The sequence below is a fragment of the Leucobacter viscericola genome, assembly GCF_011299575.1.
Lineage (GTDB): Bacteria > Actinomycetota > Actinomycetes > Actinomycetales > Microbacteriaceae > Leucobacter > Leucobacter viscericola.
Map to the genome: position 1 here is coordinate 404,666 of NZ_CP049863.1, position 25,400 is coordinate 430,065.

The following is a 25,400-nucleotide window of genomic DNA, read 5'->3' on the forward strand; positions in this document are numbered from 1 at the left end:
TAGCTCCTCACAGGGTGGATGATCAGGTTGAGAAAGTGTGTATCGGACAGGGGATCTACTGATCCTCACCGAGTAAATGATTGAGATACCTTGCGACAGCGCGCACGGTTGCGATGTTGCTGGCGTAGTCCATGCGGAGCGGGCCGAGCACACCCAGACGGGAAACCGAGGTGCCCTCAGCCTCGTAGCTGGAGGCAATCACCGAGGTCGCAGCCAGGCCATACGGCTCGTTCTCGCGACCGATTGAGGCGGACACATCGCGGCCGTCTTGCACGAGCTCGTCAAAGAGCCGCAGGAGTGTGACCTGCTCTTCGATCGCCTCGAGCACGGATCCGAGTGATCCCTCGAGTTCACCCGAGCGCGAAAGGTTTGCGGCCCCAGCGATCGCAATGCGGTCGCTGCGGTTCGCCTGCAGCTGCGTGCTCACGACCGCCAGAACCTGGCTGACAAGCTCGGTCTCGCCGGGTTGCGCCCAGCTGTCGATGCTGCTCAGTAGCTCCGTGATTCCCGCGGCGGCTGTGTCAACGTCGTGGCCAACCGTTGCGCCGGCGATCCGGTCGCGAAGCCCGCGGGTCCACGCCTCCGTCACTCTCGCCGCGGGGAGCTGCGCGAGCTGCTGCTCGACAACCCCACTGCCAAGAATGAGAACGCACAGAATACGATCCTCAGCGACGGCGACCAGGTCGATGTGTCGCACCATCGTGCGCCGAAGAGAGGGGTACTGAGCTACCGCGACCTGGTTTGTGAGCTGGGAAAGCAGACGAACGGTGCGCGACATCACGTCGTCTAGGTCGGCCGACTCCCCCAGAAAACGCTCGATCGCGGCGCGCTGGGCCGAGGTGAGTGGGCGAATCTTCGCGAGGGTGTCAACATACAGGCGATAGCCCTTGTCTGTTGGCACACGGCCCGACGAGGTGTGGGGCTGCGCGATCAGCTCATCTTCTTCAAGCAGCGCCATGTCGTTGCGGATGGTCGCGGCCGACACACCAAAGCTGTGTCGATCAACGATTGCCTTCGACCCAACAGGCTCGTTCGACGAGACATAATCGCTCACGATGGCGTGGAGCACCGCAAGACTTCGCTCGGAAACCACGGCAACTCCTTCCACACCTCGCGAGTTCATTGGCACTCGACACTACTGAGTGCCAAGTCTAGCGCAGGGTGAACGCAGACACTCTGCGCATTCACCCAGCGAATTCACCCGAGCAGGCGGTGCACCACGGTGTCGGCAAGCAGACGCCCGCGAAGCGTTGGCACGATCCTGCCGCGAATGGCCGCGCGGCCATCAATAAGCTCCTCAGCAATCAGCTCGGGGATCGCCCGTCGTTCGTCTACGGTGAGCACATCTGCGGGTAGACCATCCGCGATACGCGTTTCCAGAAGCACCCGCTCGGCGCGTTTCGCCTCTGGCTTGAGGATCTCGCGCGCGTGGGCGGGCGAGACACCCTTTGCGATGCGTTCCGCGTAGGGGCGTGGATGTTTGACGTTCCACCAGCGAACTCCGCCGACATGGCTGTGCGCACCCGGCCCAGCGGCCCACCAGTCCTCGCCAGTCCAATAGGCGAGGTTGTGGCGCGAGCGAGTCTCGGGCGAACGAGACCAGTTGCTGATTTCGTACCAGTTCATGCCTGCGGCCTGAAACCGTGCGTCTGCAAGCTCGTACATCTCGGCGTGCAGATCCTCATCGGGCTCGGGCACCTGACCACGTCGAATCTGGGCCGCCAGTTTTGTGCCCTGCTCGACGATGAGCGCATAGGCCGAAATATGATCCGGCTCGGTCGCAAGCGCGGCTTCGATTGAGCGCTCCCAGTCAGCGAGACTCTCCCCCGGCGTACCGTAAATGAGATCCACGCTCACCTGCAAACCCGCCTCGCGCGCCCACCGTGTGACGAGCGGCACGCGTTCGGGCGAGTGCGTCCGGTCAAGCGTGCGAAGAACATGGGGCACGGCGGACTGCATACCGAAGCTCACTCGGGTAAAGCCCGCCTCGGCAAGTGCGTGCAGGTAGGCCTCGTCGACCGAGTCGGGATTCGCCTCCGTTGTCACTTCAGCGCCGTCAGCCAGTCTCCACTCGCGCCGGATCCCGTCGAGCATCCCGATAAGATCACCAGCGGGCAGCAGGGTTGGTGTACCGCCGCCGAAAAACACGGTGGACACCGGCCGCTCCGGCAGGCCAGCATCCTTAAGCACACCAGCCCCAAAGCTCAGCTCCCGCTGCACCTGACTGGCGTAGTCCGCCTGGCTAGTGCCACCGAGTTCACTCGCGGTGTAGGTATTGAAGTCGCAGTACCCGCAGCGCACCCGGCAATAGGGCACGTGCACGTAGACACAGAAACGGCGATCCTCAGCCCCCTCGAGCACACTCGCGGGGAGGGATCCGTCTTCGGGGGCCGGGTCACCCTCAGGAAGAACGCTGGGCACGATCCGCAGCTCCCGGCGCCAACGCTTCGAGCTGATCCTTGGCCAGCTCTACCGCCTCGCGAATCAGCGCCTTACCCTTGAGTCCCAACAGGCCGCTCTTCGGGGAGGCGAGAAAACCGCGGGCGACGGCCCACACTGTTTGATCCTCGCGAATCTCGACGGTAAACCGCTGCTCTCCCACAACGCCGTCTTCGTCGCGAGTGCCCCAGGCGAAGCCCGCCATCTGATCCTCGTCAACGGTGTACACAACGAGAACACTGCGCGGTGTCTGCCCGGACAGGGTAAACACGGCCGAGGTACCGGGCACGATGTAGGGTTCGCCGTCAGGGCCAAACTGCTCTTCTCGAACCCGAATACCCTGGGCCTGACCACTCTCATCAAACTCGGGCCCAACATAGGCCTCGTCGGTTCCCCGAACGATCTCGCTGACCTCGATGCCCGCGCCGCGCTGGGCACCCCAGGTCATCAGCAGGCTTGATGCCGCGACGAAGCGCTCCTGACCGCTGCCAAGCTGCAGGGCTTCTAAGTACGATTCGGTGCCCTCAGGGGGAAAGCGCACGACATCGGCAAGTTTTGATGCACCAACGGCAGCGTAGGTCACCGGCATCTCAACGTGACTGCTGCGCCGGTTGTTTTCGGTCGAGCTCACTTCTTGGCCGCGTCCTTACCCTCAACGTCCCCTGAGAGGGCAGCAATGAAGGCTTCCTGGGGCACTTCAACCCGGCCGACCATCTTCATGCGCTTCTTGCCCTCTTTCTGCTTCTCGAGCAGCTTACGCTTACGGCTAATGTCGCCGCCATAGCACTTGGCAAGAACGTCCTTGCGGATCGCACGGATGCTCTCGCGCGCGATGATCCTTGAACCGATTGCGGCCTGAATCGGCACCTCGAACTGCTGACGCGGAATCAGCTTGCGCAGCCGCTCCGTCATCATCGTGCCGTAGGAGTAGGCATTGTCGCGGTGCACAATCGCGCTGAACGCGTCAACCTGCTCACCCTGCAGCAGAATGTCGACCTTCACGAGATCGGCTTCTTGCTCGCCCATGGGCTCGTAGTCGAGGCTGGCGTACCCCTGCGTGCGGCTCTTGAGGTGATCGAAAAAGTCGAACACAATCTCGCCGAGCGGCATGCTGTAGCGCAGTTCGACGCGCTCACCCAGGTACTCCATGCCCATCAGGCTGCCGCGCCTTGACTGGCAGAGCTCCATGATGGTGCCGACGTAGTCTTTCGGGGCGAGGATCGCAACGCGCACCACGGGCTCGCGCACACTGCCAATCTTGCCCGTCGGGTACTCCGACGGGTTCGTGACGGTGATCTCTTTTTTGTCTTCGGTCGTGACCTGGTAGACAACGCTTGGCGCTGTTGCAATCAGGTCGAGGTCAAATTCGCGGCGCAGACGCTCCGTGATGATTTCGAGGTGAAGCAGGCCGAGGAATCCGCAGCGGAAGCCGAAGCCGAGGGCAACCGAGGTCTCCGGCTCGTACTGAAGGGCCGCATCAGAGAGCTTGAGCTTGTCGAGGGCTTCGCGCAGCACGGGATAATCCGAGCCGTCGATCGGGTACAGACCTGAGAACACCATGGGCTTCGGATCCGTGTAACCGGGCAGCGCATCGGTCGCTGGCTTCATCTTGGTCGTGACCGTGTCACCGACCTTCGACTGGCGCACGTCTTTTACGCCCGTGATGAGGTAGCCGACCTCACCAACCGCGAGGCCCTTGGTTGGCTTCGGCTCAGGAGACGAAACACCGATCTCGAGCGCCTCATGCTCAGTGCCGGTCGACATCATGAGGATGCGTTCACGCGGCGAGAGTTTGCCGTCGATCATTCGAACGTAGGTCACAACACCGCGGTAGGAGTCGTAGACCGAGTCAAAAATCATGGCTCGGGCCGGCGCGTTTGCGTCACCCTTCGGCGCGGGCACACGGGCAACCACACTGTCGAGCAACTCTTCGACACCCATGCCGGTCTTACCCGACACCTTCAGAATGTCTTCGGGGTTTCCACCGATCAGGTCGGCGATCTCTCGCGAGACCCGCTCGGGGTCGGCGGCGGGCAAGTCAATCTTGTTGAGCACCGGGATGATCTCAAGATCGTTTTCCATCGCGAGGTATAGGTTCGCAAGCGTCTGAGCCTCGATCCCCTGCGCCGCGTCAACGAGCAGGATCGCTCCCTCGCACGCGGCGAGGGAGCGTGACACCTCGTAACTGAAGTCGACGTGGCCAGGAGTGTCAATCATGTTGAGGGCGTACGACTTGCCGTCGTGATCCCACCCCATGCGCACTGCCTGCGACTTAATGGTGATACCGCGCTCGCGCTCAATATCCATGCGGTCGAGGTACTGCGCGCGCATCTCGCGATCCGGTACCGAACCAGTGATCTGCAGCATGCGGTCGGCCAGGGTTGATTTACCGTGGTCGATGTGCGCGATGATGCAGAAGTTGCGGATCCTTTCGGGGTCGGTTGACGCCGGGATCTGTGGGTTTACGCTGCGTGGAGACATTGCCTGCCATTATCTCACTACTTCGCTGACCAGCCCATTCAGGCGCTCCGTGGCTTTTATTTTGGCGGCCTAGGCGGCGCTGGTGGCCGTTACGACCCCCTTTGCTTCCGCTGCCCTGCGACGGAGCCGTCCCAGCGTGAGCAGAACGATGCCTGCCGCCGACCAGATCACAAGCGTCCACCACTGCGCAGACGTTGCTGCCTCAGGGAAGTAGCTCACACTGCGAAGCAGGGTCGAGGCAGCTCCCGGCACAAAACCCTGACCAATGTCGCCCCACGCTCCCGCAAGGAACTGGTGGGGCATGGTGGCGGCCGAGATTGGGTTGCCAACAAACAGGGTGAGGATCGCCCCAAGCACTGCGCCCCCGCGCCCCAGAAAGCTGTGCAGCCCAACGATGAGCGAGCCCGTGGCAAACATGGACAGGCCAATAACGAGGGCATTCAGTATGAAGCTGCCCTGCAGAACCCCGAACCAGGGCTGCAGGATTGCGGCGACAAGCAGCCCCGCACCAACCGCGTACACCGTGAGCGCGGTGAGTTTTCTCCACGAACCAACCACCAGGAACGAAACGAGCATGCCGCCGATGATGCCGCCGAGGGTGAGCGGGAACGAGGCAACCGCAAGCCCTGCACCATTGGGGTCGGTGTCAGCGAGCGGCACCACATCGGTCACGGCAACCTGAAGCTGGGATGGATCCCCACCCGCCGCTTTGACCTGCTGCGCCAGCATCTGCTGCAACTTAGCGCCAACGCCAGTGAGCTGCTGCGCCACGGCGGAGTTGGCCGCGGACGCAACGAGCACCTCAGGCTTTTGCCCCAGAACAATTGCGCCATAGGCCTCGCGTTTTTCAATCGCGCTGACAGCCTCGGCCCGATCCTTCGCCTCGGTGAACGCAAAAAGTCCGTCGCTCTGCGTATCAAGCGCCTGCTCAACCGCAGCAGTTTGCTCCGACGGCCCCGCAATCACCAGCGGAAGATCGCGCGGCGACGAAGTCGCAACTGGCCAGAGAAATGCGAGCACGATCAGGCTCACAATAAGCGAACCGCCCAGCCCAAAAAGCACACCTTTGCCCCAGCGTGTGCGCGGGTCTGGGGAAACTGAGATTGACATGATGCCTCCAAAGAGAATACGTATTCTGTTTACCTTTTGAGTTCACTATACAGAACGAGTATTCTGTTTGTCATGCCCAAGGTTTCGGATGATTATCGCGAAGAGCGCCGCATGGAGATTGCGCTCGCGGCCCTTGCCGTTGCGAGGCGCCGCGGATTCACGAAGACAACCATGGCCGATGTGATCGCGGAACTCGATTCCTCGGCGGGTTCCGTGTATTCAAACTTCAAGAACAAGGCCGAGATGACACACTACGTAGCGGGAGTCATTCTCGAAGCCCGGGTGGCCGAGCTACAGGAAATAGCAGCGCTCGGTGGCACACCTGCTCCCCTGGATCTACTCGAGGCGATGCTCACGGGAGCGCTCAGCCAGAACGTGCTGTTCGATGTGGTGATGCAGATTTGGAGCGAATCGATTACGGAGCCAACACTCGGCGTGGTGATTCAAGATCTTCTCCTGCGAATGAGGCTGGCCATGCGAGAGGCCGTTCTACCCTGGGCACGACTGCGCTCCACCTCCGAGGAGCAGGCCGAGAGCCTCGCGGATCGCAGCTCCTTTGTTATCGTGGCCCTGGCACAGGGATTCATTACCAACACTGCCCTGCAAGGCCCACTCTCCCCCACCGAATACGTGGCGGGGCTGCGCAGTTTTTACGACACGTAAGCTTTACTACCTCTTGGCGCGCATGTGAGGCGAGAATCTGCTAAAGTTGACTCTTGGCTTGCGTGTGGATTACTCCACACAACCCGCAAGGTGCCCTCTACCCGCCGCGCGGAACATCCCGTTAGATACGTACACTTTAAGGACACAACCCAACGTGGCAAATATCAAGTCGCAGATCAAGCGCATTAAGACCAACGAGAAGGCAACCGAGCGCAACCGCGCTTACAAGAGCGAGCTGCGCACCGTCATCCGCGCCGTACGCGAGGCAATCACCGCTGGCGACAAGGCCACCGCTGAGGCCAAGCTGAAGGTTGCAACGCGCAAGCTCGACAAGGCCGTTTCAAAGGGTGTTATCCACAAGAATCAGGCTGCAAACCGCAAGTCGAAGATCGCTGCAAAGGTTGCTGCACTCTAAGCTTTGAGTTCATAGCTTTACAAGGTCCCCTGCTCTTCGGAGCAGGGGACCTTTGTTTTGGTCGCGCGTTTTGAGTTACCGGGTTACCGGTGGCCCAGAGTTACCGCTCTCGCCCTCTTCGGGCAATAAACAGCAGGTACTTTTCAAGTGCGTACTCGGGGTCGCGGCTGCCGCCCTTTAGGAGCCACTCGGTCTCTGCCGCCATTTCGATACAGCGGGCGAGGTCTTCTTCGCGCCAGGCTCGAGCGTCTTTCACAGCGCGATCCGCCTGCCAGGGCGCCATGCCAAGGTCTTTGGCGAGTTGACCGCCACTGCCAGTGGCACCGTAGGCGCGGGCGATCCCGCGCATTTTGAAGTTGAGTGCGGCGAGCATTGGGATTGGATCGGTTCCCGTCGAAAAAGCTTGCCGCAGCAGCACCAGTGCGTCCGCGGCCCGACCAGCCGTTGCCGCGTCTGCCACCTTGAAGGCGTTTGTTTCGACACGACCCTCGGTGGCCCGGTTGACATCGTCTTCATCGATTCGTGTGCCCACGTCTGACACCAGTTGCTCGCAGGCTCCAGCGAGCTCTCCGAGGCCACCCGAATAGGCAGCTACCAGCATCCGAGCTGCGTTCGGGCTAATCTGGGCGCCGAGCCGGCGGAACTCGCTCTGTACAAACGTCAGGCGATCCTGATCTTTCTTTACCTCAGCGCAGACAAATTCAACACCGTTGCCACCACGAATGAGATCGAGCAGGGCTTTCCCTCGCACACCCCCGCCGTGCCGCAGCACGAGGGTTGTGTCTTCGGCGGGCTGCGTGACGTACTTTTTTGCGTCTTCTAGGAAGGCATCTGAGCATTTCTCGACGCTATCCACACGAATGAGCCGCGGCTCCGCAAAAAGCGAGGGACTCGCGAAGGTGAATAGCTCACCGGCGTTGTAAGAGGCCGCATCGATATCGTGCACCTCAAGATCGGCCCGCTCTTGTTTGAGGGCCTCGCGAATCATTTGTCCGGCGCGATCGGCGAGAAACCCCTCTGGCCCGGAGATCAGGACCACAGGTGCCGGCTGAGCCTCGGTCCAGCTCAGCTGAGGAATCTTCGTTTTGGTGCTTCGTGCAGTTGCCACGCATTAACCCTACTGCTCACCTCCGACATCGGCAGGCGCCCGCACGCTCCAGGCGCGAATGTTTCCGTGTTTCCCGCTGAGAGCGATCGAACCAAGCTGGTCTGTGCGCAGTGCCGTCGTGCCCGCGCGCCGCAGCGCACCGAGAGCCGCATCGGTGGGGTGGCCATAGCGGTTCTTCTCCCCCACCGAAATGAGCCCGATCATCGCGCTAGCCGCCGCGACGAGTCGGGGGTCCTGGTCGCGAGACCCGTGGTGAGCTACCTTAATGACGTCCACCTTGAGATCATCTCCGTTGGCGAGCAACTTACGGTGCTCTTGCTCACCCGTATCGCCCAGCAAGAGCGCCGAGATAGCCCCTGTGTCGACACGCATCACGATGCTCGCCGCATTTGTGCTCGCTGGGATCAGGTTCTGTTGCGGAGAGAGCACCTCCCAAGCTCCTCCCCCGATTTCTCCCGTTTGCCCTGCGCCAACTACACGGTATGAGACACCAGCTCGTTCGAGATCCTGCAAAACCGCACGGCTTTCGCGACCATCGACACTCTGGCTCTTGTCACCGTTCCCAACGCTCGGTGGTGACACGAGTGCGGCATCGACCCGATCAATGACCACGCCTAATGCCCCGATGTGATCTGCGTCGTCGTGGGTGAGTACTAGGAGGCTGATTCGTTGCACACCAAAGAGGGCGAGACACTCTTGAAGGAGTTCTGGCTCGTTGCCCGTGTCTACGAGGATGGTGCTGCCGCTGGTCCTCGGATCCCGCAGCAAGATCGCGTCGCCCTGGCCGACGTCACAGGCAACGATGGCCCAGTCGCTTGGAGCACTCGCGCGCTGCGCCAGTGGCGCTACGAGAGTCGGTCCGAGAAATACCCCACTCGCCCCGCACAGCAAAACGGCGACTCCGAGCCTCACCCCTCGGGGAACACTTGGACTTCTGTGCCAGGGAGATCTCGGTGTTGAGCGAGCTCCCCACGGCCACTTCAGCCGCCCTGTGTGGAGAGCCCAGGCCAGCACGGGAATCGCTTGCACAACGGTGAGCAGCGCGGCTCCCGACCAGCCCTCGGGCCATGGCCACCGCGCCATCGGCAGGCCCGCACAGATTTCAGCCGTCGCCGCCACCCATCGTGCAGACACGGCCCCCACCTGCATCAGCATCATCCCCAGTGGCTCAGAGACCGGAAGCACCAGCATCGCGAGCAAACCGATCCCTGTGCCAAGCGGCGCGGCGGGCGCAGCGATGACGTTCGCCAGGACGCCCGCTACCGGGAGCCCCGGTTGTAGAAGTAGAAGGAACGGTCCACAGGCTATTTGCGCGGCCAAGGCCATCGCTAGTGGAAGCGCGAGGGGGCGCGGTATCCGCAGCACCCGGTTGAGTCCCCCGCAAAGCGTCGGTACCGCGACCAAAATGCCGCCCGTTGCAACAACCGAAAGTGCGAAACCGGGCTGTAGCGCTTGCCAAGGATCTATCGCGAGCAGCAACAATATCGCGACTCCCAGACTCGGCAGGGCGTGTGAGCGCTTACCCCCGTAACCAGAGATCAGCACCACGGCCGCCATGACTGCCGCACGCTGCACACTCGGATCTGGCCCAACCACAAACACAAACCCTGTCAACGCCACGGCCGCCAGCAGAAGCCTGACCCGCCTTCCCGCACCCAGCATTGAACTGAGCCAAAGAACCGAACTCGTCGCCAACGCACAGTTGGACCCGGAAACCGCGGTCAAATGGGTGAGCGAACTTTCAAGCATGTTGTCCTGAAGGTCTTCCCCGACAAGGGATGTGTCACCCACCGCAAACCCCGGCAGCAGTTCCGCACCCTCAATCCGCAACGTTGCGTCGCGAAGCCTCAAACGCAGCGCGCTCGCCACCCTTCCTGCGTGCTCGGCAATTGAAACCTTCGCCGGGGCAACCGACCTTGCGCCCGAGGTATCACTCACAGTGACGCCGTATGCTGCTGAAGAACCCGCGTCCAGCAGCTCTGGTCGACCTGTCAGTTCAAGGGTCGCCCCCGGAACCCAGCGCTCGTCTGCCTTGCCTTCGAGCCACAGCAGCACCGGAATGCCGCCCCTCCCGGCGTGCAGGGTCGCACGAACCCAGAATCGATCACCAAACCCCTTTGAAGCGTCAGCCGCAAAGCTCACAACGGTAACGCGCATCTCAAGCTGTTTACTCTGTTCGGCGGCGGTCACCACGGCCGGATCGGCTCGGCGCCACTCACCAGTGTCGATTTGGGACCCCAGCACGACCAGCGTTGCACAGGCCACCGCAATCAAACTCCACTGCGTGCCCCAGCCTCGTCTATACGCACGATTACGTTTCCGGGATCGAAGGCTACGCATCGCGGCTAGCCCCGCGGCACACCCCAGCGCCAGAGACATGATCCAGATCCAGCGCCCGGTTCCCGGGGTGGTCACGGCCCAAGCGGCCACAGCCCAGCCGATGAGTGCGGGCACAAGGAGCCGCCAGAGCCCGGGCGGCGGCAGGCTCACACTGTCACCCGCTCGCGAAGACCCTCGAAGGTTTTCGCTCCGACACCCGACACCTCCATGAGCTGATCGATCGTTGCGAAGGCTCCGTTTGCCTGCCGCCAATCAAGAATTCGCTGCGCCAAAGACGGCCCAATGCGTGGGAGGGTTTCCAGAAGCGCAGCATCGGCCGTATTGAGGTTAACGAGGGAGCCAGATGGGCCCTGGCTCGCCCCTTCTGAGGTGCTCTGCACTGCGGAAGGAGAAGTTTGTATGCCTGCCGCCACCTGCTCGGCGTTGGGCACAACTATCTGCTCGCCATCGGAGGTGACTCTGGCAAGGTTTACCGCGTCCAAAACAGCAGCAGGTGTCGCGCCACCAGCCGCCGTCACTGCCTCGGCCACACGAGTTCCTGGCGCCAGCTCCACTAACCCCGGCTTTGCCACCTCCCCGACGACGTGAACGAAGATCTTGGCGGGTGTTGGTTGTGAGGCGGGTGTATCCGCTGGTGAGGCAGCGCGGGTGCCGCTCGGCATGTGCGCGGGCGAATCACTCGTATCACCCGCACTTTTTCCGTCTTCACTCAGGGCCGATGCTGCCGGAGTATCGATTGCAGCACCGCTTTGCAGCACCGTCATGATGATCGCGATGATAACGGCCACCACAAACACCGCGGCGCCAGCAAAGGCCGGCACGGACACCGCCTTTATGATCCGTTGCCGCAGTGTGACCTCTGGGTGCCATTCAAGAGGTTCCGCCGGCGCTGGCTCTGAACTCGCTTTCTGAGCCGCCGAGCGAGCACGCCAAGAACCGCTGTTGAGCAACGATTCTGAGGTCAGCGTGGCATGCCGAGAGGGCCCAGAAATGAGCGCATCAAATTCTGATTCCGGGATGGACTGGTCGTCTGTGATGGGGAGCATGCACATACGCTAAGTCGCACGCGCAGGCCCCCGCCCACAATTCCGGTGAATGTGAATAAGTCAGACAGCTCTAGGCAAAATTGGCTCGTTGTGAGCGAATCGTTAGGCCGGCTTTGTCGCGATGCTCACGATCTTGGGTAGTCGAACGATCACGTTGACAACCTGGCGATCGCCGATCGAGCGCTGCACCGCCTGCGAGGCGCGCGCAGCAGCTTCGGCTTCTGCCTCGGTTACGGAGGCGGAAAGCGTGAGCCGATCCCGAACCTTGCCATCGACCTGCACAACCATCGTGACCTCGTCCTCGACCAGCAGGGAGGGATCAGCGACAGGCCACTCAACCAGTGAGACCGTCGGCTCGTAGCCGAGCTTTGACCACATGTCTTCAGCAGCATACGGGGCGAACAGCGAGAGGATCACGGCGATCGCCTCGGCCGATTCGCGAACTGCGGGGTCCGCCGCCCCGGCACCAGAGTCGATCGTCTTGCGTGTGACGTTCACCTGATCCATCAGGCGAGCAACCACCACGTTGAACTTGTAAGACTCGATGAGCCCCGGTGCATCCGCAAGCAGGTGATGCGTGTGTTTGCGCAGCGACTTATCACCGTCGGCGAACGAGGCGCCCTTCGCGGCCCCCGAAGCCTCAACGTCGTCAGCAATGCGCCACGCACGCGCCAAGAACTTCGCCGAGCCCTGCACCGACACATCTGCCCAGTCAATGTCATCCTCTGGCGGCCCCGCAAACGCCAGTGTCACGCGCAGCGCGTCGGCACCATGTGCCTCAAGCTCCGAGGCAAACTCGACGAGGTTGCCCTTCGACTTCGACATCTTCGCACCGTCGAGCAGCACCATGCCCTGGTTCAGCATCTCCATGAAAGGCTCTTCGAAATCGATGTAGCCAAGGTCGTGCATCACCTTCGTGATGAACCGCGAGTAGAGCAGGTGCAGGATCGCGTGCTCGACGCCGCCCACGTACTGGTCAACGGGCGCCCACTTCTTGGCGGCGGCAGGATCGAAGGCCTGTGTATCGTCGTTCGCGGAAAGGAACCGGAAGAAGTACCACGAGCTATCCACGAACGTGTCCATGGTGTCGGGGTCGCGACGCAGCTCGGCGCCGGTCTCAGGATCAACCACGGTCGACCACGCCTCGGCACCACCAAGGGGCGAAGTGCCCTTTGGTTTCAGGTCAAGCCCCTCAGTCGATGGCAAAACGACAGGCAATGCGGCTTCCGACACCGGCTGCATCGAACCGTCCTCAGCGTGCAGGATCGGGATCGGCGTGCCCCAGTAACGCTGGCGTGAGATCAGCCAGTCACGCAAACGGTAGGTCGTCGCAGCTCGTCCTGTTCCACGGTCTTCGAGCACCTCGACGGCACGCGCAATCGCAGCCTGCTTGCCGAGCCCATCAAGCTCACCAGAGTTCACAAGAGTGCCGTCACCGGTCGTGGCAACACCGCTCGTTGCGGGATCGGGCAGCGACACACCATCCTCATCAAGCACGTCGACAACCACTCGCACTGCGAGCCCGAACTTCAGCGCGAAATCAAGGTCACGCTGGTCGTGCGCGGGCACAGCCATAATCGCGCCGTGACCATAATCCGCGAGCACATAGTCAGATGCCCAAACGGGAATACGCTCGCCATTCACCGGGTTCACGGCGAAGTGGTCAAGGAACACACCGGTCTTCTCGCGGTCAGCGTTCTGCCGCTCGATCTCAGTCTGCTTCTGGGTTTGCTCCAGGTAAGCCTGGAACTGCATGCGCACCTCAGCCGAGGCGCCGGAGGCCAGCTCGGCCGCCAAATCAGAGTCGGGTGCGACCACCATAAAGGTCGCGCCGTGCAGTGTGTCGGGGCGCGTGGTGAAAACGGGCACCTTTGCGTCGCGGCCCTCGATCTCAAACTCGACCTCGGCACCGCGTGAGCGCCCGATCCAGTTGCGCTGCATGTTCAGCACCTTGGTGGGCCACTTGCCCTCAAGCTGATCGAGGTCGTCGAGCAGGCGATCCGCGTAGTCGGTGATGCGGAAGTACCACTGGGTCAACTTCTTCTTCACGACCATCGCACCCGAGCGCTCGGAGGTGCCGTCTGCAAGAACCTGCTCGTTCGCGAGCACAGTCTGATCTACCGGGTCCCAGTTCACCCAGCTGGCCTTGCGGTACGCGAGGCCCTTTTCGTACATCTTCAGGAAGATCCACTGGTTCCACTTGTAGTACTCGGGGTCGCTCGTGTGCAATACACGGCTCCAGTCGAAGGAGGGTGCGTAGACACGGAACGATGCCTTCTGCTGTGCAATATTCGCGTAGGTCCACTCGCGAGGATCGACGCCGCGCTTAATAGCCGCGTTCTCCGCCGGCAACCCAAACGAGTCCCATCCGATCGGGTGCAGCACGTCGTATCCACGGCCGCGCCAGTAACGAGCGAGCACGTCGCCGAAACAGAAAGCCTCCGCGTGTCCCATGTGCAAGTCGCCCGAGGGGTAGGGGAACATGTCGAGAACGTACTTCGTCGGCTTAGCCGAGTCGGCATCACTCACCTCAAACGGCTTCATCTGATCCCAGACGGGAAGCCAACGATCCTGAATCGCCTGAAAGTCGTAGCCCTCGGACTCGCGTCCCTGCTGCTCAGTCACACACACCTCATTTTGGTTCGGGATCGCGCCGCTCTAGCGGACACGCACACATCCCTCAAGAATACAGTGCTGAGTTGCCCGGCGCTTACGCGCCAGGCCGGTGCGCTTCGAGCGCCGAGAGCAGCGAAGCAGCTTTCAGTTGTTTCTCTTTCAGTTCAGCTTCGGGGTCCGAATCCACTGTGATGCCGCCACCAGCACCCACACGAGCCTCTCGAAAACACGCGCCGTGTCGATCCCGCAGTTCAACCGCACGAATGGTCATGGCAAGCTCCGCGTTCCCCGCATCGCTGAGCCATCCAAAGCAGCCCGAATACAGTCCTCTAGGGCCCAACTCAAGATCGGCGAGAATCTCAACCGCACGCTTCTTCGGTGTGCCCGTCATTGATCCACCCGGAAAACATGCCAAAATGGCGTCGTTTGCCCCCAGCCCCTCTTTGAGCTGGCCCGAGACGGTGCTCACCAGTTGGTGCACGTGCGGGTGCTGCTCAACCCGCCGAAATCCATCGACCCGCACGCTGCCCGGATCGCACACCCTGCTGAGATCGTTTCGCATCAGGTCAACGATCATGAGGTTCTCCGCCAGCTCTTTAGGATCAGTAGCCAGCTCGGAAGCAAGCGCCCGATCTGTTTCGCGGTCCGCACCACGCGGGCGGGTTCCCTTGATCGGATGAGTTGATACCGTCCCGCCTCGCACGCTCAAGAATTGCTCGGGGCTCGCGCTCACGAGTGCGCGTTCCTTCGTAACGATAACCCCACCGCGAATTGCCGCTCCGCGCTGCCGTAGATCGAGGTAGAGCTCCAGTGGATCGAACTCGCCCACCACGGTCGCGGTGTCGGTGAGACACAGCACGTAGGCGTCACCCTCGGCTATCGAGCGTTTCGCTTGTTCGACCCGGGTCAGGTAGGCCTCGTCGCTCTGCCTCCACCTCGCACTTGTGCTCGCAGCGCTCGGGGTTGTCTCGCGAACACTCGGGCAAATCTCCGAGCCAGAGAACAGGCTCGCACCAAAGCGTTCGATCCACGCATCGAGCCCGGCCTCGCTCAACCCTCGCAGTTCCGCCCGCTGCTCGGCTTCGTTGATTGCCAGAACCACGTCAAGCCGCAAGGCCAGACCAGGTGCCGCTTCGTCCGAGGCGGGCTCAACCCCAAGCAGCGCCACACCGAGCTCGTAGCCCAAAGAGACGACCCAACCCCCGGAAAAGCCGGACTCCGTCGACACGTGATCTGCTCGCAGGGAATCCAAGAACTCCCTCTCGCGACCGGGCTCAGCAAGGCGCACCTCCGTGGCAGCGCCCAGGTAGCTCCAACCACTCTCTGCTTCACCATCGAGCCAGCACCAGCCGGGTGCGTCGCGACAGGCCTCAGCGAGCGAGCGCGCTAAAGCCTCAACGTTTCGCGGAAACGGAATCTGCCGCACTCGCGTCTCTGCACTGCGCCCGCCACCGCGGCCATCCCCCTCGCTCACCCCTCAAGCGTAGTGCGCCCTGCAAAGGCGGTGATACGCTCACGGCATGGAAAAGCGCACCATCACAGAGACCTTTTCGCAGGCAGCCGCCTGGTGCGTCGACACCGTTTCGCGGGTGCCCAGCACCGCTTGGAACGAGCAAGCTCTCGGTGACTGGGATCTGCGAGCACTCGTTGGCCACACCAGCCGCGCCCTCTCGACCGTCGTGCGCGCTATTGGGGCACCCGCCGACACCGTCGAGCTCGCAAGCGCCGAGTCCTACTTCCGTGCCGTGTCTGAAATTGCTGAGGCCGATGCAAACTCGGTTCGGGATCGCGGAATAGCCGCGGGCAGAGAGCTCGGTGAGGATCCCGCGGCTCAGTTCCGAAAGCTATACGCTGAGGCCCTCGCTTCGGTGCAGTCCGTCTCTGATCCGGCCGTTATGTCGGTTGCCGGGGGCATCGCTCTCAGCCAGTACCTGCGCACACGCGTGTTCGAACTCGTTGTACACGGCCTCGATATTCAAACGGCACTCACAAGGGTGAGCGCCGCAGAAGAAATCCCTCCTCCCGAGGCCGCTCTGTCTGAAGCGCTCACCATCGCCCAACATCTGGCGGTGCTTCGAGGTGACGGCACGCAGCTACTCTTTGCCCTGACGGGACGAGGATCACTCAGCGCAAACTACTCGGTGCTTGCGTGAACGGGGCACCTCGTGCGCTGCTCGTGGCCGACTCCTTTCGGGTGCGGGTGAACGCCACGACCGGTCGCGCCGAGGTCCGCGGCTGGCGCAGGCATCTGGACCGCTTTCGAAGGGGAGTTGAAGACGCGACCCCCGAACTAGAGCAGCCCGTTGTCGAAGGGTTCCTGTCCGAGGCCTCCCACGCCATCCGCGACTACGGCGAAGGGTTTCCGCGTCTGGAACTGTGGCACGAGCCAAACCGGGCACCGGAGTTATCTTTCACGCTGCGACCGTTGCCACAACTCCAGACAGAACTCGAGTTAGCAACCGCACCGGGAGTAACTCTCGAGCATGCCGCCCGAAAGGGCCCGAACATTGCCCGGCTCACAGAGATCAACCACAGGCTCGGTGCGGAAGCACTGCTTGTGGACCGCGCAGGCCGTGTGCTGGAGGGCGCCACAACGAGCCTTGTCTGGTGGGATAGCGCTACCCGAGCTGGTCATGTCGTTCAGGATCGGGCCAGCCGCGTGAGCTCAGTCACCGAGAGTTTGCTGCTCAACGAAACGAGCCTCACCCCGGGCCGCATCCCTCCCGGCAATCTCACTGCTCACGAGGTGTGGGCCGTAAATGCTCTCCACGGCATACGCGTCGTCACCGCGATCGATGGTTTCCCCACACAAGAGCCAAACAGCACCCGGCTCGAACGGTTTAGAGAGGCGCTCGACCGCTACTGGGAACCCGTATCCGCGTAAACCACGCGGCACTCTTTCACTCAGCGCCGGAGGGCACTGGCAACTCAAGTCGAGCGCTGTTGATCCCCGCGGGTATCTCCGTGTGCGTAATAAGCACAACCGCGCGGTCCGCGGGAACCGCCCCCATCAGGTCAGTGAGCAGCTTGTCGGCGAGCTCGCGGTCGACTCCCGCGGTCGGCTCGTCGAGCACCACCACCGGAAAATCTGCAAGCAGAGCACGTGCCAGCGCGATTCGCTGGGCCTGGCCACCTGACACGAGCGATCCGTGCTCCCCCACCCGGGCATCAAGACCACCACGCTCACGAGCCCAATCTCCAAGACCAACTCGATCTAACACGGCCTCGAGCTCTTCATCACTCGCGGTGTCTCGCGCAAACTTCAAGTTCTGGCGCAGATCCGCGTCGAACAGGTGCGGGGTTTGTTCGCACAGACCAACGGTTTCACGCAGCGCTCGACCCGAAAGGGAACGAGCCTCGACACCTCGCAAGCGATAGCTTCCCTGGTATTCCAGGAACCTCGCGAGCACAAACGCGAGGGTACTCTTGCCGGATCCGCTCTCCCCCGTCACGACTAGTGTTTCGCCGTGCCGCAGTTCAAAACTGACGTGAGAAAACGCACTGCGGGCAGCGCCGGGGTGTCGCGCGGAGAGGTTTTCAACCGAGAGCACGGGGGCCTCAGGATCAAACGGTGTTTCCGCGGCTGATTCATGAAGCCCGGACACGTCAAACGGAATCTCTGCGGGGATCGTGTCCTCGGTGAGCGAAGCGACTCGATCAGCGCTCGCCTGAACCGTTCGCCTCGCCGCCATCGCGGCAGGAAACTGCGCAAACACTTCAAAGACCGCCGCGGGAACAACGACGATGGCGCCGAACAGTGCGGTTGTCATTGATTCACCGAGACCGGGCAGCAGCACCAGCAGCACCAGCAGCGAGGCCGCGCCCGAGGCCAACGCCAGAATCGCTCCGGTCAGTCCTGCCGCACGGCTGCGCTGGGTCTGCACACGCGCAAGGCGATCCTCACAGTCAGCGATGCGGGCGCGCTGCACGTCGAGCGCACCAAATGCAGCCAACACCTCAGACGCCGCAAAACGCTCGAGCAGCGCGTCGACGAGCGAGGCTCGCGCCGCACTCAGCTCTCTGTCGCTCGCGCCCGCGATCCTGTTCGCGAGCCAAACCGAAAGCGCGCCACCCAGTACAACAAAGGCTGCGAGCACAAGCGCAGCTGGGATTGATGCGAGCCCGACCAGGATCAGGCTCAGACCAACGACCACCGCGCTCACCACGATCGGCTGTCGCACCCGCAGAGGCTCATCCTGCAACTGGTCGACGTCATCGACGAACGCGGCGAGAACTTCGCCACGGCGCCGGCTCTCAATTGCGCCGGGCACTCGCGGCACGAGCGCTTCAAACGTGGCCGCCCGAAGCTTTGCGAGCTGCCCGAGCGCGGCATCGTGGCTAAACAACCGCTCGGTGTACCGAAACGCCGCGCGACCAATCGCAAGCGCGCGCACGCCGACGATCGCAAATGTCAGGTGCAAGATGGGCGGTTGATCCCCCGCCCGCACAATGAGCCACATGCTCAGCGCAAGCAGCCCGACAACACACGCGTCCGCGAGCACACCCAGGCTCTGCCCCGGAAACCTGCGCCGCCTGCTCGGCATGGCTCGCTGCAGCACGGCTTGCCTGGCACTCGGCTGCACCGTCACGGATTCGCTCACGCCGTCACCCCGCTTCTTGCTGCCGTTACTCTGACGACTCGGTCCGCGGCTTCCAACACACCGGGTCGGTGACTGACGACCAGCACAGCGCGACCCGCGGCTGCTTCCGCTCGCAGCGCTTCACACACGACGGCCTCGCTACCCGCGTCGAGCGCCGAGGTTGGTTCGTCGAGAAGCACTGCACCGGCGTTATGACGCCACGCGCGATACAGGCATCGCGCGATACTCACTCGCTGCGCCTGTCCACCAGAGAGTCCCGCGCCGGAGGCACCAAGCGCGGTAGTGGGATCAAGCCCGGGCAGCGCGGCGGCCGCGAGAGCACGAGAAATGAGCTCGGGATCAGGCTCAGGATCGCCGAGCGAGACGTTTGACGCCACCGTTCCCTGCAGCAGTCCCGCCTTCTGCCCGACCCAGGCGAGCTCTTCCGGGTGAGAAACTGCGCCCGAGCTCGGGGCGACAAAACCCAGGAGAACCGAAAGTAGGGTCGATTTACCCGCCCCGGAGGGACCCGCGAGGGCAACAACCTCGCCCGGGGCTACCGCAAAGCTCACGGGCTCCACGATGGAGCGGTCGTCGCGCATGATCTCGACTTGGTTGAAGGTAATACTGCGGCCCGTTGCTCGCTCGGCTCGATCTGTGGGCGCATTGTCGCTCTCGATGATCTCGAATACCTCAGCTGAGGCAGAGAGTCCCTCGGTCGAGGCATGGAACGCAGCCCCCACCTGCCGAATCGGAATAAACACCTCTGGCAGCAGCAAAAGCACAAACAGCCCCAGAGAGAGCGGAAACTCTCCGTTCACAAGTCGTGTACCTACGGTCACAGCGACGAGCGCAATCGAGAAGGTGCCCGCCAGATCGAGCACAAATCCGGAGAGGAACGTGACCCGCAGCACCTTCATTGTGCGCGAGCGGTACTCTTCGGTCTCGCGGGCAATACGCTCGGTTTGACGTTGTTCGCGCCCAAATATCTTCAGCGTTGTGAGCCCCGATACGACGTCTAAGAATGACGCCGACAGGTGCTGCAACTGCGACCACTGGCGATCCTGCACCGCCTGTGTGGCAAGCCCAATAAGAATCATGAAGAGCGGAATCACGGGGAAAACGATCAATACGGTGATCGCGCTCACCGGATCCGCGAGAAACACGGCGATGATAAGCAGCGGCGTCGCGATAACGGTCAGGATCAGCTGCGGCACGTATCCAGAAAAGTACCCGTCGAGGGCATCGAGACCACGACCGAGCGAGGTCGCAAGCTCCGCATCAGATTTGCCGTCTCCACGCTCCGGTGATCCCGCATCAAGCCGGTTCAGCGCCGCATCACGCAGCTGAGCCTTCACCCGCACGGCTCCCCTGGCGGCAACAACGTCCATACCCCAGGCCGAGAATGAGCGCAGGATCAGCGCGGCGGTGGCAACCAGCGCCAACCAGGGCAGATCCGCAGCCGCAAACCCACCCTCGCTCACACGCCCCGAGGGGTTCCCGATGATCGGCAGTACCGCCGCCGTGATCATCTGGGCCAGACTCCACGACCAGGCCACGATGGCAACGGTTCGCAGCAGTCCTAGCAGTGCGCCAAGAGTAAAGACTCCGCGGGCCGCCTTCGCATAGCGCAGCAGCCTCGGATCGAGCGGCTTCATTCGGGTCCCCTTTTATGGACGAAAAAACCTGGGCCCGTCCCGAAACGGAAGGGGCCCAGGTTCTAATCTATCGCAGCACTAGTGTGCGGCAGCCGGGATCATCTCGCGCGACAGGCGCTTGCGGAAGATCCAGTATGTCCAGGCCTGGTAAGCCAGAACAAGCGGCAGGGTGAACACTGCGACCCAGGTCATGAGTTCCAGCGTCTTCTGTGAGCTTGCAGCTCCCTCGATTGACATCGAGTACGCGGGATCGAGACTCGAGTGCATCAGGTTCGGGAACAGCGCCATGAAGATCGCGAGCAGGGCGAAGGCAATTGCCACCGCATTGCCGGCGAAAGCCCAGCCCTCGCGGCGGACCGCGTTCGCGATCCACGCACCGATCAGTGCCACCGCAGCGACCGCGGCACAAATCACGATGAGCAGCAGGCTCTCACTCTCAAGGCGCATGATGATGGTCCACACCAGGAAGGCCGCACCAACGACGATTGTCGCAATGCCGACCTTCTTTGCGAGGGCCTGTGCGCGGTCACGAATGTCACCGATGGTCTTCAGCGAGACAAACACGAGTCCGTGGTTGAAGACGAGCAGCAGCATGCAGATACCACCGAGCAGACCGTAGGGGTTCAGCAGCGTGAGCAGCGTTCCCTCGTAGATCCAGCCGCCGCCGTCCATCGGACGAATCGGCACACCCTGCACGAGGTTTGCGAATGCAACGCCCCACAGTACGGGAGGAAGCACTGAGCCCCAGAAGATGAACTGGTCGAACCAGCGCGTCCACTTTTGTCCCTTGTTCTGGTGGCGATACTCGAACGAAACTCCACGGAAAATCAGAGCGACGAGAATCAGCAGCAGGGCAAGGTAGAAGCCGGAGAACATCGTGGCGTACCACTCAGGGAATGCCGCGAACAGCGACGCACCAGCAACGATCAGCCAGGTCTCATTGAGATCCCAGACCGGGCCAATTGTGTTGATGAGAACCCGACGATCAGTATCGTCCTTCCCCAGGAAGGGAAGCGAGATACCGACGCCAAAGTCAAAGCCGTCGAGAACGAAGTAGCCAATAAGCAGCACTCCGACGATCAAGAACCAGACAGTTGTTAAATCCATGATCAAGTCCTCCTAGTAGACCGTCGCCAGCTTTTGCGGGTCCGGTTCGCCGGTGCCATCGCCGCCCTCACCGGGGAGGTGCTCGATCTCAGGCAAGCCAGCCTTTGCGGCCTTGAAAATCAGCTTGAACTCGACCACGGCAAGTCCGCCGTACACCAGGGTGAACACGATGAGCGATGTGAGCACCGCCCAGCCGGGCACTCCCGGCGAGACCCCTTGTTCGGTAGTCATCACCCCAAACACGATCCAGGGCTGACGGCCCATCTCGGTGAAGGTCCAGCCGACGAGCGATGCGAGCATCGGGATCGGAGCGGTCCAGATCGCAACCTTCCATACCCAGTTGGGCAGCTCTTTGTTCTTGCGGGTGATCCACAGTCCCACTGCAGAAACTAGCGTGGCAAGGGCGCCCAGACCGATCATCCAGCGGAATGTCCAGTAGGTGATCCATATGACAGGAGCGAACTGACCATCAGACGGGCAGGTCAGAAGCGTGTCGGGCCCGCTGCAGTACATAGCGGTGTAGTCGGACTGCAGGTTACGAATACCCTCGACCGACCCGTCAAAGGTGCCGTTCGAAAGGAATGACAGCAGGTACGGGATTCGCACCGAGAAGATCTCGTGGGCACCGTCAGGTGTTCCCAAGCTGAAGAGCGAGAACGATGCGTCTGCGCCCGAGGCGTTGTTGTAGAGAGCCTCAGCTGCCGCCATCTTCATTGGCTGCGCCTGAGTCATCGTCATGCCCAGCGTGTGGCCGGTGAGGCCAACACCGAGGAACGCAACGATGTTTGTCCACGCGCCAAAGCGAAGTGCCGTGCGCATCTCGTCAACGTACTGGTTGCGCTTCAGGTGCCAAGCGGCGACCGCGACCATGACCGTGCCGCCAAACATAATCGCGGCGAAGATGGTGTGCGGGAACTGGCTCAGCGCAATGGGGTTCGTCAGAACCGCTCCGATGTCGAGGAGTTCTGCGCGCCCCTTCTCAGCGTTGATCTCAAAACCCTGCGGGTTCTGCATAAACGCGTTTGCAGCGAGGATGAAGTACGCGGAGACCGTTGTGCCAATCCAGGTGAACCAAATGGTCATCAGGTGCAGGCGCTTTGGCAGTTTGTCCCAGCCGAAGATCCACAAGCCGATAAAGGTCGCTTCGAAGAAGAAGGCGATCAGGCCCTCCATCGCGAGCGGCGCTCCGAAGATGTCACCGACGAAGCGCGAGTAGTTGGACCAGTTCATACCGAACTGGAACTCCTGCACGATGCCGGTCACAATGCCCATTGCGAAGTTGATCAGAAAGATCTTTCCGAACAGCTTCGTGAGCTTGAGGTACTTCACCTTGCCGGTGCGAACCCAAACGGTTTGCAGGATCGCGACGAGCAAGCTCAGTCCGATCGTGAGCGGCACGAAAATGAAGTGGTAGAGCGTGGTCAACCCGAATTGCCATCGGGCGAGGACCAACGGGTCCAGAATTTCGTTCATGTGTTGCTCCTGAACGAAGAACGCCGCTCCTCACTAAGAGGGGCGACACTCCCTTAGTGAGCTCCGTCGCGAAACGTAGTTCTCGCAGGAGCTACCGGTCGGCGACCGGCTGACCCAATTCTACGCTTTCTGAGAATAACCTGCGAATTCCTCTTGACGTGAAGCTACTTTTATGATTTTGACCAGACCACAGCTCACGGCAAGATCAAGAGTGAATCCCCGCTTTGCACCTCTAGACTGGCTGAGTGACCTCGCTAGACCATCCAGACACCCGTCCTCGGCTCGCTGCCCGACTCGAGGACTGGTTTCACGGACGCCGCGCTCGGCGAGCCGTCTCTCGAGGCAAGGCCCCCGCGGTCATTCCCTACATCGGCTACGGCACGACGGAGTGGGTCAGGGTCCTGGGTCGTGTGCTCTACCTCAAGCCCGAAACCCGCGAGCACACGCGCTTTCGACCGGACGTTGCAGAGGTATCGCGCGTGCGCGGCTGGCGCACCTTTACGAGCCTGCCGGTCCCCCACCAACCAGTTCGAGTACTCATTGATGGCAAACCCGTAACCGAGGTTGTCGCGGATCGCGGCGGCGTCATTGACGCCATCGTCCCTGTACAGCTCACGTCCGGCTGGCACACGGTCACACTGCAGGCGGGCGACAGTGAAGCGGCCGATGCGCCCGTGAAGATCCTCGATCCGAACGCCACCATCGGCGTGATCTCAGATGTCGATGACACGATTCTGACGACCGCCCTACCCCAGCCGTTTGTGGCCGCCTGGAATAGCTTTGTGCTCGACGAGCACGCGCGATCCGCGACTCCCGGCATGGCGGTCATGCTTGACCACCTCGTGTCGAAGCACCCCGGATCACCCGTGATCTATCTGTCGACGGGTGCCTGGAACGCTGCCCCGGCGCTCAGCCGCTTCCTCGCGCGCAACCTGTACCCGATGGGCCCGCTGTTGCTCACGGACTGGGGTCCGACGCACGATCGCTGGTTCCGAAGCGGTCGGGAACACAAGCAGCGCGAGCTCAAGCGCCTGGTCAACGAGTTCCCCAACATCCGCTGGGTGCTCTTTGGCGACGACGGCCAGCACGACGAAGATCTATACCACGAGTTTGCGACCGCTCACCCCAATAACGTGGCGGCGGTGGCGATCCGTCAGCTCTCTGTCGGCGAGGCGGTACTCGCGGGCGGCCGCTCGAAGGCACGCCTCCACCGCAGCACCAGTGGTGTGCCGTGGGTGTACGGGCCAGACGGCGCAACGCTTCGAGAAGAACTCCGAAAACTGGATCTGTTGTGAGCAGTCCACCAACCCGCCAGTGGCGTCGTGTCGAGCGACGTCTCACAGGCAGGTTTACGGTGTCGATGCGGCCGTCTCTGCTGCAGCTGCTGAAGGCCGCGGCCTCGGCCATCATTACCTGGTTTGTGTGCTTTGCGATCTTTCCGCAGCAGCTCCCAATTTTTGGGGCCATTGCCGCGCTCATCGTGATCCAAGACAACGTCGACCAGTCGCTCACCCGCGGCATCGAGCGTGTGGTCGGAGTCTTGATCGGTGTCGCGGTCGCACTCGGTGCTGGAGCCATCTTCGGCCCGCAACCGTGGCTGTTCATCGCCGCGATCATCGTATCGATGTGTGTGGGCTGGATGCTGCGCATGAGCCCCACGTCCACCAACCAGGTCGCAATTAGTGCACTGCTCATGATCGCGCTCGGTGGGCTGCAGCTCAACTACGGCTTTGAGCGCCTGATCGAGACCGCTATCGGTGCGGCAATTGGCTTCGCCATCAACGCTCTGGTTGTCGCTCCGGTGCGCACCTCGGCGGTTCGTGAAGCCATTACGAATCTCGCGGAGCACTCGGCGCAGGTGTTACGCTCGCTGGCTGACAGCCTCGCGGAGCCCCGCGATAGAGCGTGGCTCACAGAGATGCACGCCTCCGCGCGTAAATTGCAGGCGGAGCGCGAACGTGTTCACGGCCTGCTGCGTCAAGCTCGGGAGAGCCTGCGGCTCAATCCCAGAAGCAATCGACACCGGCAGGGTCTTGCAGAGGATGACGCGCTGTTCCAGCGCCTCCAGCCCATCGTCACGCAGGTGATTGGCATGTCTCGTGCGATTTACGATCTGTACCAGGCCGACCTCACAACCGATCCTGCCGTCATCGGCATGGTTGAGGAGATGCGGCGTGCGGCACACGATCTCGAATTGCTGGTGCGCCCCGGTTCCGCGGACGAAACGCCCACGGAACCGGCGGCACTCACCACTCCCTACATCATTCTTCGCCCGCACCCAGATCACTGGGTGCTGATCGGATCCCTCATGGAAGATCTACGCCGCGTTCGCGGCAGGATCACGGGCGAATTGGAGTAGGCCCC

At 62.0% G+C, this 25,400-nt stretch carries 20 protein-coding genes; 6 read left to right on the plus strand and 14 right to left on the minus strand.

Annotated elements, in window-relative coordinates:
• Positions 1–55: 55 nt before the first annotated feature.
• The 5 genes from hrcA to G7068_RS01950 form a co-directional block, all read right to left on the minus strand.
• Positions 56–1,093, minus strand: a complete 1,038-nt coding sequence (hrcA, locus tag G7068_RS01930; protein ID WP_166288103.1) for a heat-inducible transcriptional repressor HrcA — start codon at positions 1,091–1,093, stop codon at positions 56–58.
• Between the two features lie 104 nt (positions 1,094–1,197).
• Positions 1,198–2,421: a radical SAM family heme chaperone HemW gene (gene hemW, locus G7068_RS01935; protein WP_166288106.1), complete on the minus strand. Its 1,224-nt coding sequence runs from the start codon at positions 2,419–2,421 to the stop codon at positions 1,198–1,200.
• Complete coding sequence (locus tag G7068_RS01940) at positions 2,402–3,070, minus strand: DUF1990 family protein (RefSeq protein ID WP_166288109.1); 669 nt, start codon at positions 3,068–3,070, stop codon at positions 2,402–2,404. The genes hemW and G7068_RS01940 overlap by 20 nt, the downstream gene beginning before the upstream one ends.
• Complete coding sequence (lepA, locus tag G7068_RS01945) at positions 3,067–4,920, minus strand: translation elongation factor 4 (protein WP_166288112.1); 1,854 nt, start codon at positions 4,918–4,920, stop codon at positions 3,067–3,069. Before lepA ends, G7068_RS01940 begins: the two co-directional genes overlap by 4 nt.
• 69 nt (positions 4,921–4,989) lie before the next feature.
• Positions 4,990–6,030: a hypothetical protein gene (locus tag G7068_RS01950; RefSeq protein ID WP_166288115.1), complete on the minus strand. Its 1,041-nt coding sequence runs from the start codon at positions 6,028–6,030 to the stop codon at positions 4,990–4,992.
• A gap of 72 nt (positions 6,031–6,102) precedes the next feature.
• Between G7068_RS01950 and G7068_RS01955 the strand changes: the two genes are divergently transcribed.
• Together G7068_RS01955 and rpsT are read left to right on the plus strand one after the other, a co-directional pair.
• Positions 6,103–6,693, plus strand: a complete 591-nt coding sequence (locus G7068_RS01955) for a TetR/AcrR family transcriptional regulator (protein WP_166288118.1) — start codon at positions 6,103–6,105, stop codon at positions 6,691–6,693.
• 154 nt (positions 6,694–6,847) lie between these two features.
• Positions 6,848–7,108 carry a 30S ribosomal protein S20 gene (gene rpsT, locus G7068_RS01960; protein WP_166288121.1) on the plus strand — a complete coding sequence of 87 codons (261 nt, stop codon included), beginning with the start codon at positions 6,848–6,850 and terminating at the stop codon, positions 7,106–7,108.
• Positions 7,109–7,208: 100 nt separating this feature from the next.
• Here rpsT and holA read toward each other — a convergent pair whose 3' ends face one another.
• From holA to G7068_RS01985, 5 genes are all read right to left on the minus strand, one after another.
• Positions 7,209–8,216, minus strand: coding sequence for a DNA polymerase III subunit delta (gene holA / locus G7068_RS01965; protein ID WP_166288124.1), 1,008 nt, complete (start codon positions 8,214–8,216; stop codon positions 7,209–7,211).
• A 9-nt stretch (positions 8,217–8,225) separates the two neighbouring features.
• Positions 8,226–10,706, minus strand: coding sequence for a ComEC/Rec2 family competence protein (locus G7068_RS01970; RefSeq protein WP_244304609.1), 2,481 nt, complete (start codon positions 10,704–10,706; stop codon positions 8,226–8,228).
• Positions 10,703–11,602, minus strand: coding sequence for a ComEA family DNA-binding protein (locus tag G7068_RS16370; RefSeq protein ID WP_244304610.1), 900 nt, complete (start codon positions 11,600–11,602; stop codon positions 10,703–10,705). Before G7068_RS16370 ends, G7068_RS01970 begins: the two co-directional genes overlap by 4 nt.
• Positions 11,603–11,704: 102 nt before the next feature.
• A complete protein-coding gene (leuS, locus tag G7068_RS01980; RefSeq protein ID WP_166288127.1) occupies positions 11,705–14,227 on the minus strand; it encodes a leucine--tRNA ligase in 2,523 nt (840 codons plus the stop codon).
• Between the two features lie 85 nt (positions 14,228–14,312).
• Positions 14,313–15,692 carry an anthranilate synthase component I family protein gene (locus tag G7068_RS01985; RefSeq protein WP_244304611.1) on the minus strand — a complete coding sequence of 460 codons (1,380 nt, stop codon included), beginning with the start codon at positions 15,690–15,692 and terminating at the stop codon, positions 14,313–14,315.
• A 46-nt stretch (positions 15,693–15,738) separates the two neighbouring features.
• Here G7068_RS01985 and G7068_RS01990 point away from each other — a divergent pair, with 46 nt between their 5' ends.
• Together G7068_RS01990 and G7068_RS01995 are read left to right on the plus strand one after the other, a co-directional pair.
• A complete protein-coding gene (locus G7068_RS01990) occupies positions 15,739–16,371 on the plus strand; it encodes a maleylpyruvate isomerase N-terminal domain-containing protein (protein ID WP_166288130.1) in 633 nt (210 codons plus the stop codon).
• Positions 16,368–17,102, plus strand: a complete 735-nt coding sequence (locus tag G7068_RS01995; RefSeq protein WP_166288133.1) for an aminotransferase class IV — start codon at positions 16,368–16,370, stop codon at positions 17,100–17,102. The genes G7068_RS01990 and G7068_RS01995 overlap by 4 nt, the downstream gene beginning before the upstream one ends.
• Before the next feature lie 16 nt (positions 17,103–17,118).
• Here the strand turns inward: G7068_RS01995 and cydC are convergent, their stop codons facing one another.
• The 4 genes from cydC to G7068_RS02015 form a co-directional block, all read right to left on the minus strand.
• The gene (gene cydC / locus G7068_RS02000; protein ID WP_244304612.1) at positions 17,119–18,819 is read right to left on the minus strand and encodes a thiol reductant ABC exporter subunit CydC; all 1,701 of its coding nucleotides are present in this window, start codon (positions 18,817–18,819) and stop codon (positions 17,119–17,121) included.
• On the minus strand, positions 18,816–20,456 hold the full coding sequence (gene cydD / locus G7068_RS02005; protein WP_166288136.1) for a thiol reductant ABC exporter subunit CydD: 1,641 nt from the start codon (positions 20,454–20,456) through the stop codon (positions 18,816–18,818). The genes cydC and cydD overlap by 4 nt, the downstream gene beginning before the upstream one ends.
• 78 nt (positions 20,457–20,534) lie before the next feature.
• Positions 20,535–21,563 carry a cytochrome d ubiquinol oxidase subunit II gene (cydB, locus tag G7068_RS02010; RefSeq protein WP_166288139.1) on the minus strand — a complete coding sequence of 343 codons (1,029 nt, stop codon included), beginning with the start codon at positions 21,561–21,563 and terminating at the stop codon, positions 20,535–20,537.
• A 12-nt stretch (positions 21,564–21,575) separates the two neighbouring features.
• Positions 21,576–23,036, minus strand: a complete 1,461-nt coding sequence (locus tag G7068_RS02015) for a cytochrome ubiquinol oxidase subunit I (protein ID WP_166288142.1) — start codon at positions 23,034–23,036, stop codon at positions 21,576–21,578.
• 245 nt (positions 23,037–23,281) lie between these two features.
• On the opposite strand from G7068_RS02015, the gene G7068_RS02020 reads away from it, so the two are divergent.
• Positions 23,282–24,331 (plus strand): App1 family protein, encoded by a 1,050-nt coding sequence (locus tag G7068_RS02020; protein WP_166288145.1) that lies wholly within the window; start codon positions 23,282–23,284, stop codon positions 24,329–24,331.
• Positions 24,328–25,395 (plus strand): FUSC family protein, encoded by a 1,068-nt coding sequence (locus G7068_RS02025; protein ID WP_166288148.1) that lies wholly within the window; start codon positions 24,328–24,330, stop codon positions 25,393–25,395. The genes G7068_RS02020 and G7068_RS02025 overlap by 4 nt, the downstream gene beginning before the upstream one ends.
• The last annotated feature ends 5 nt before the right edge of the window (positions 25,396–25,400 follow it).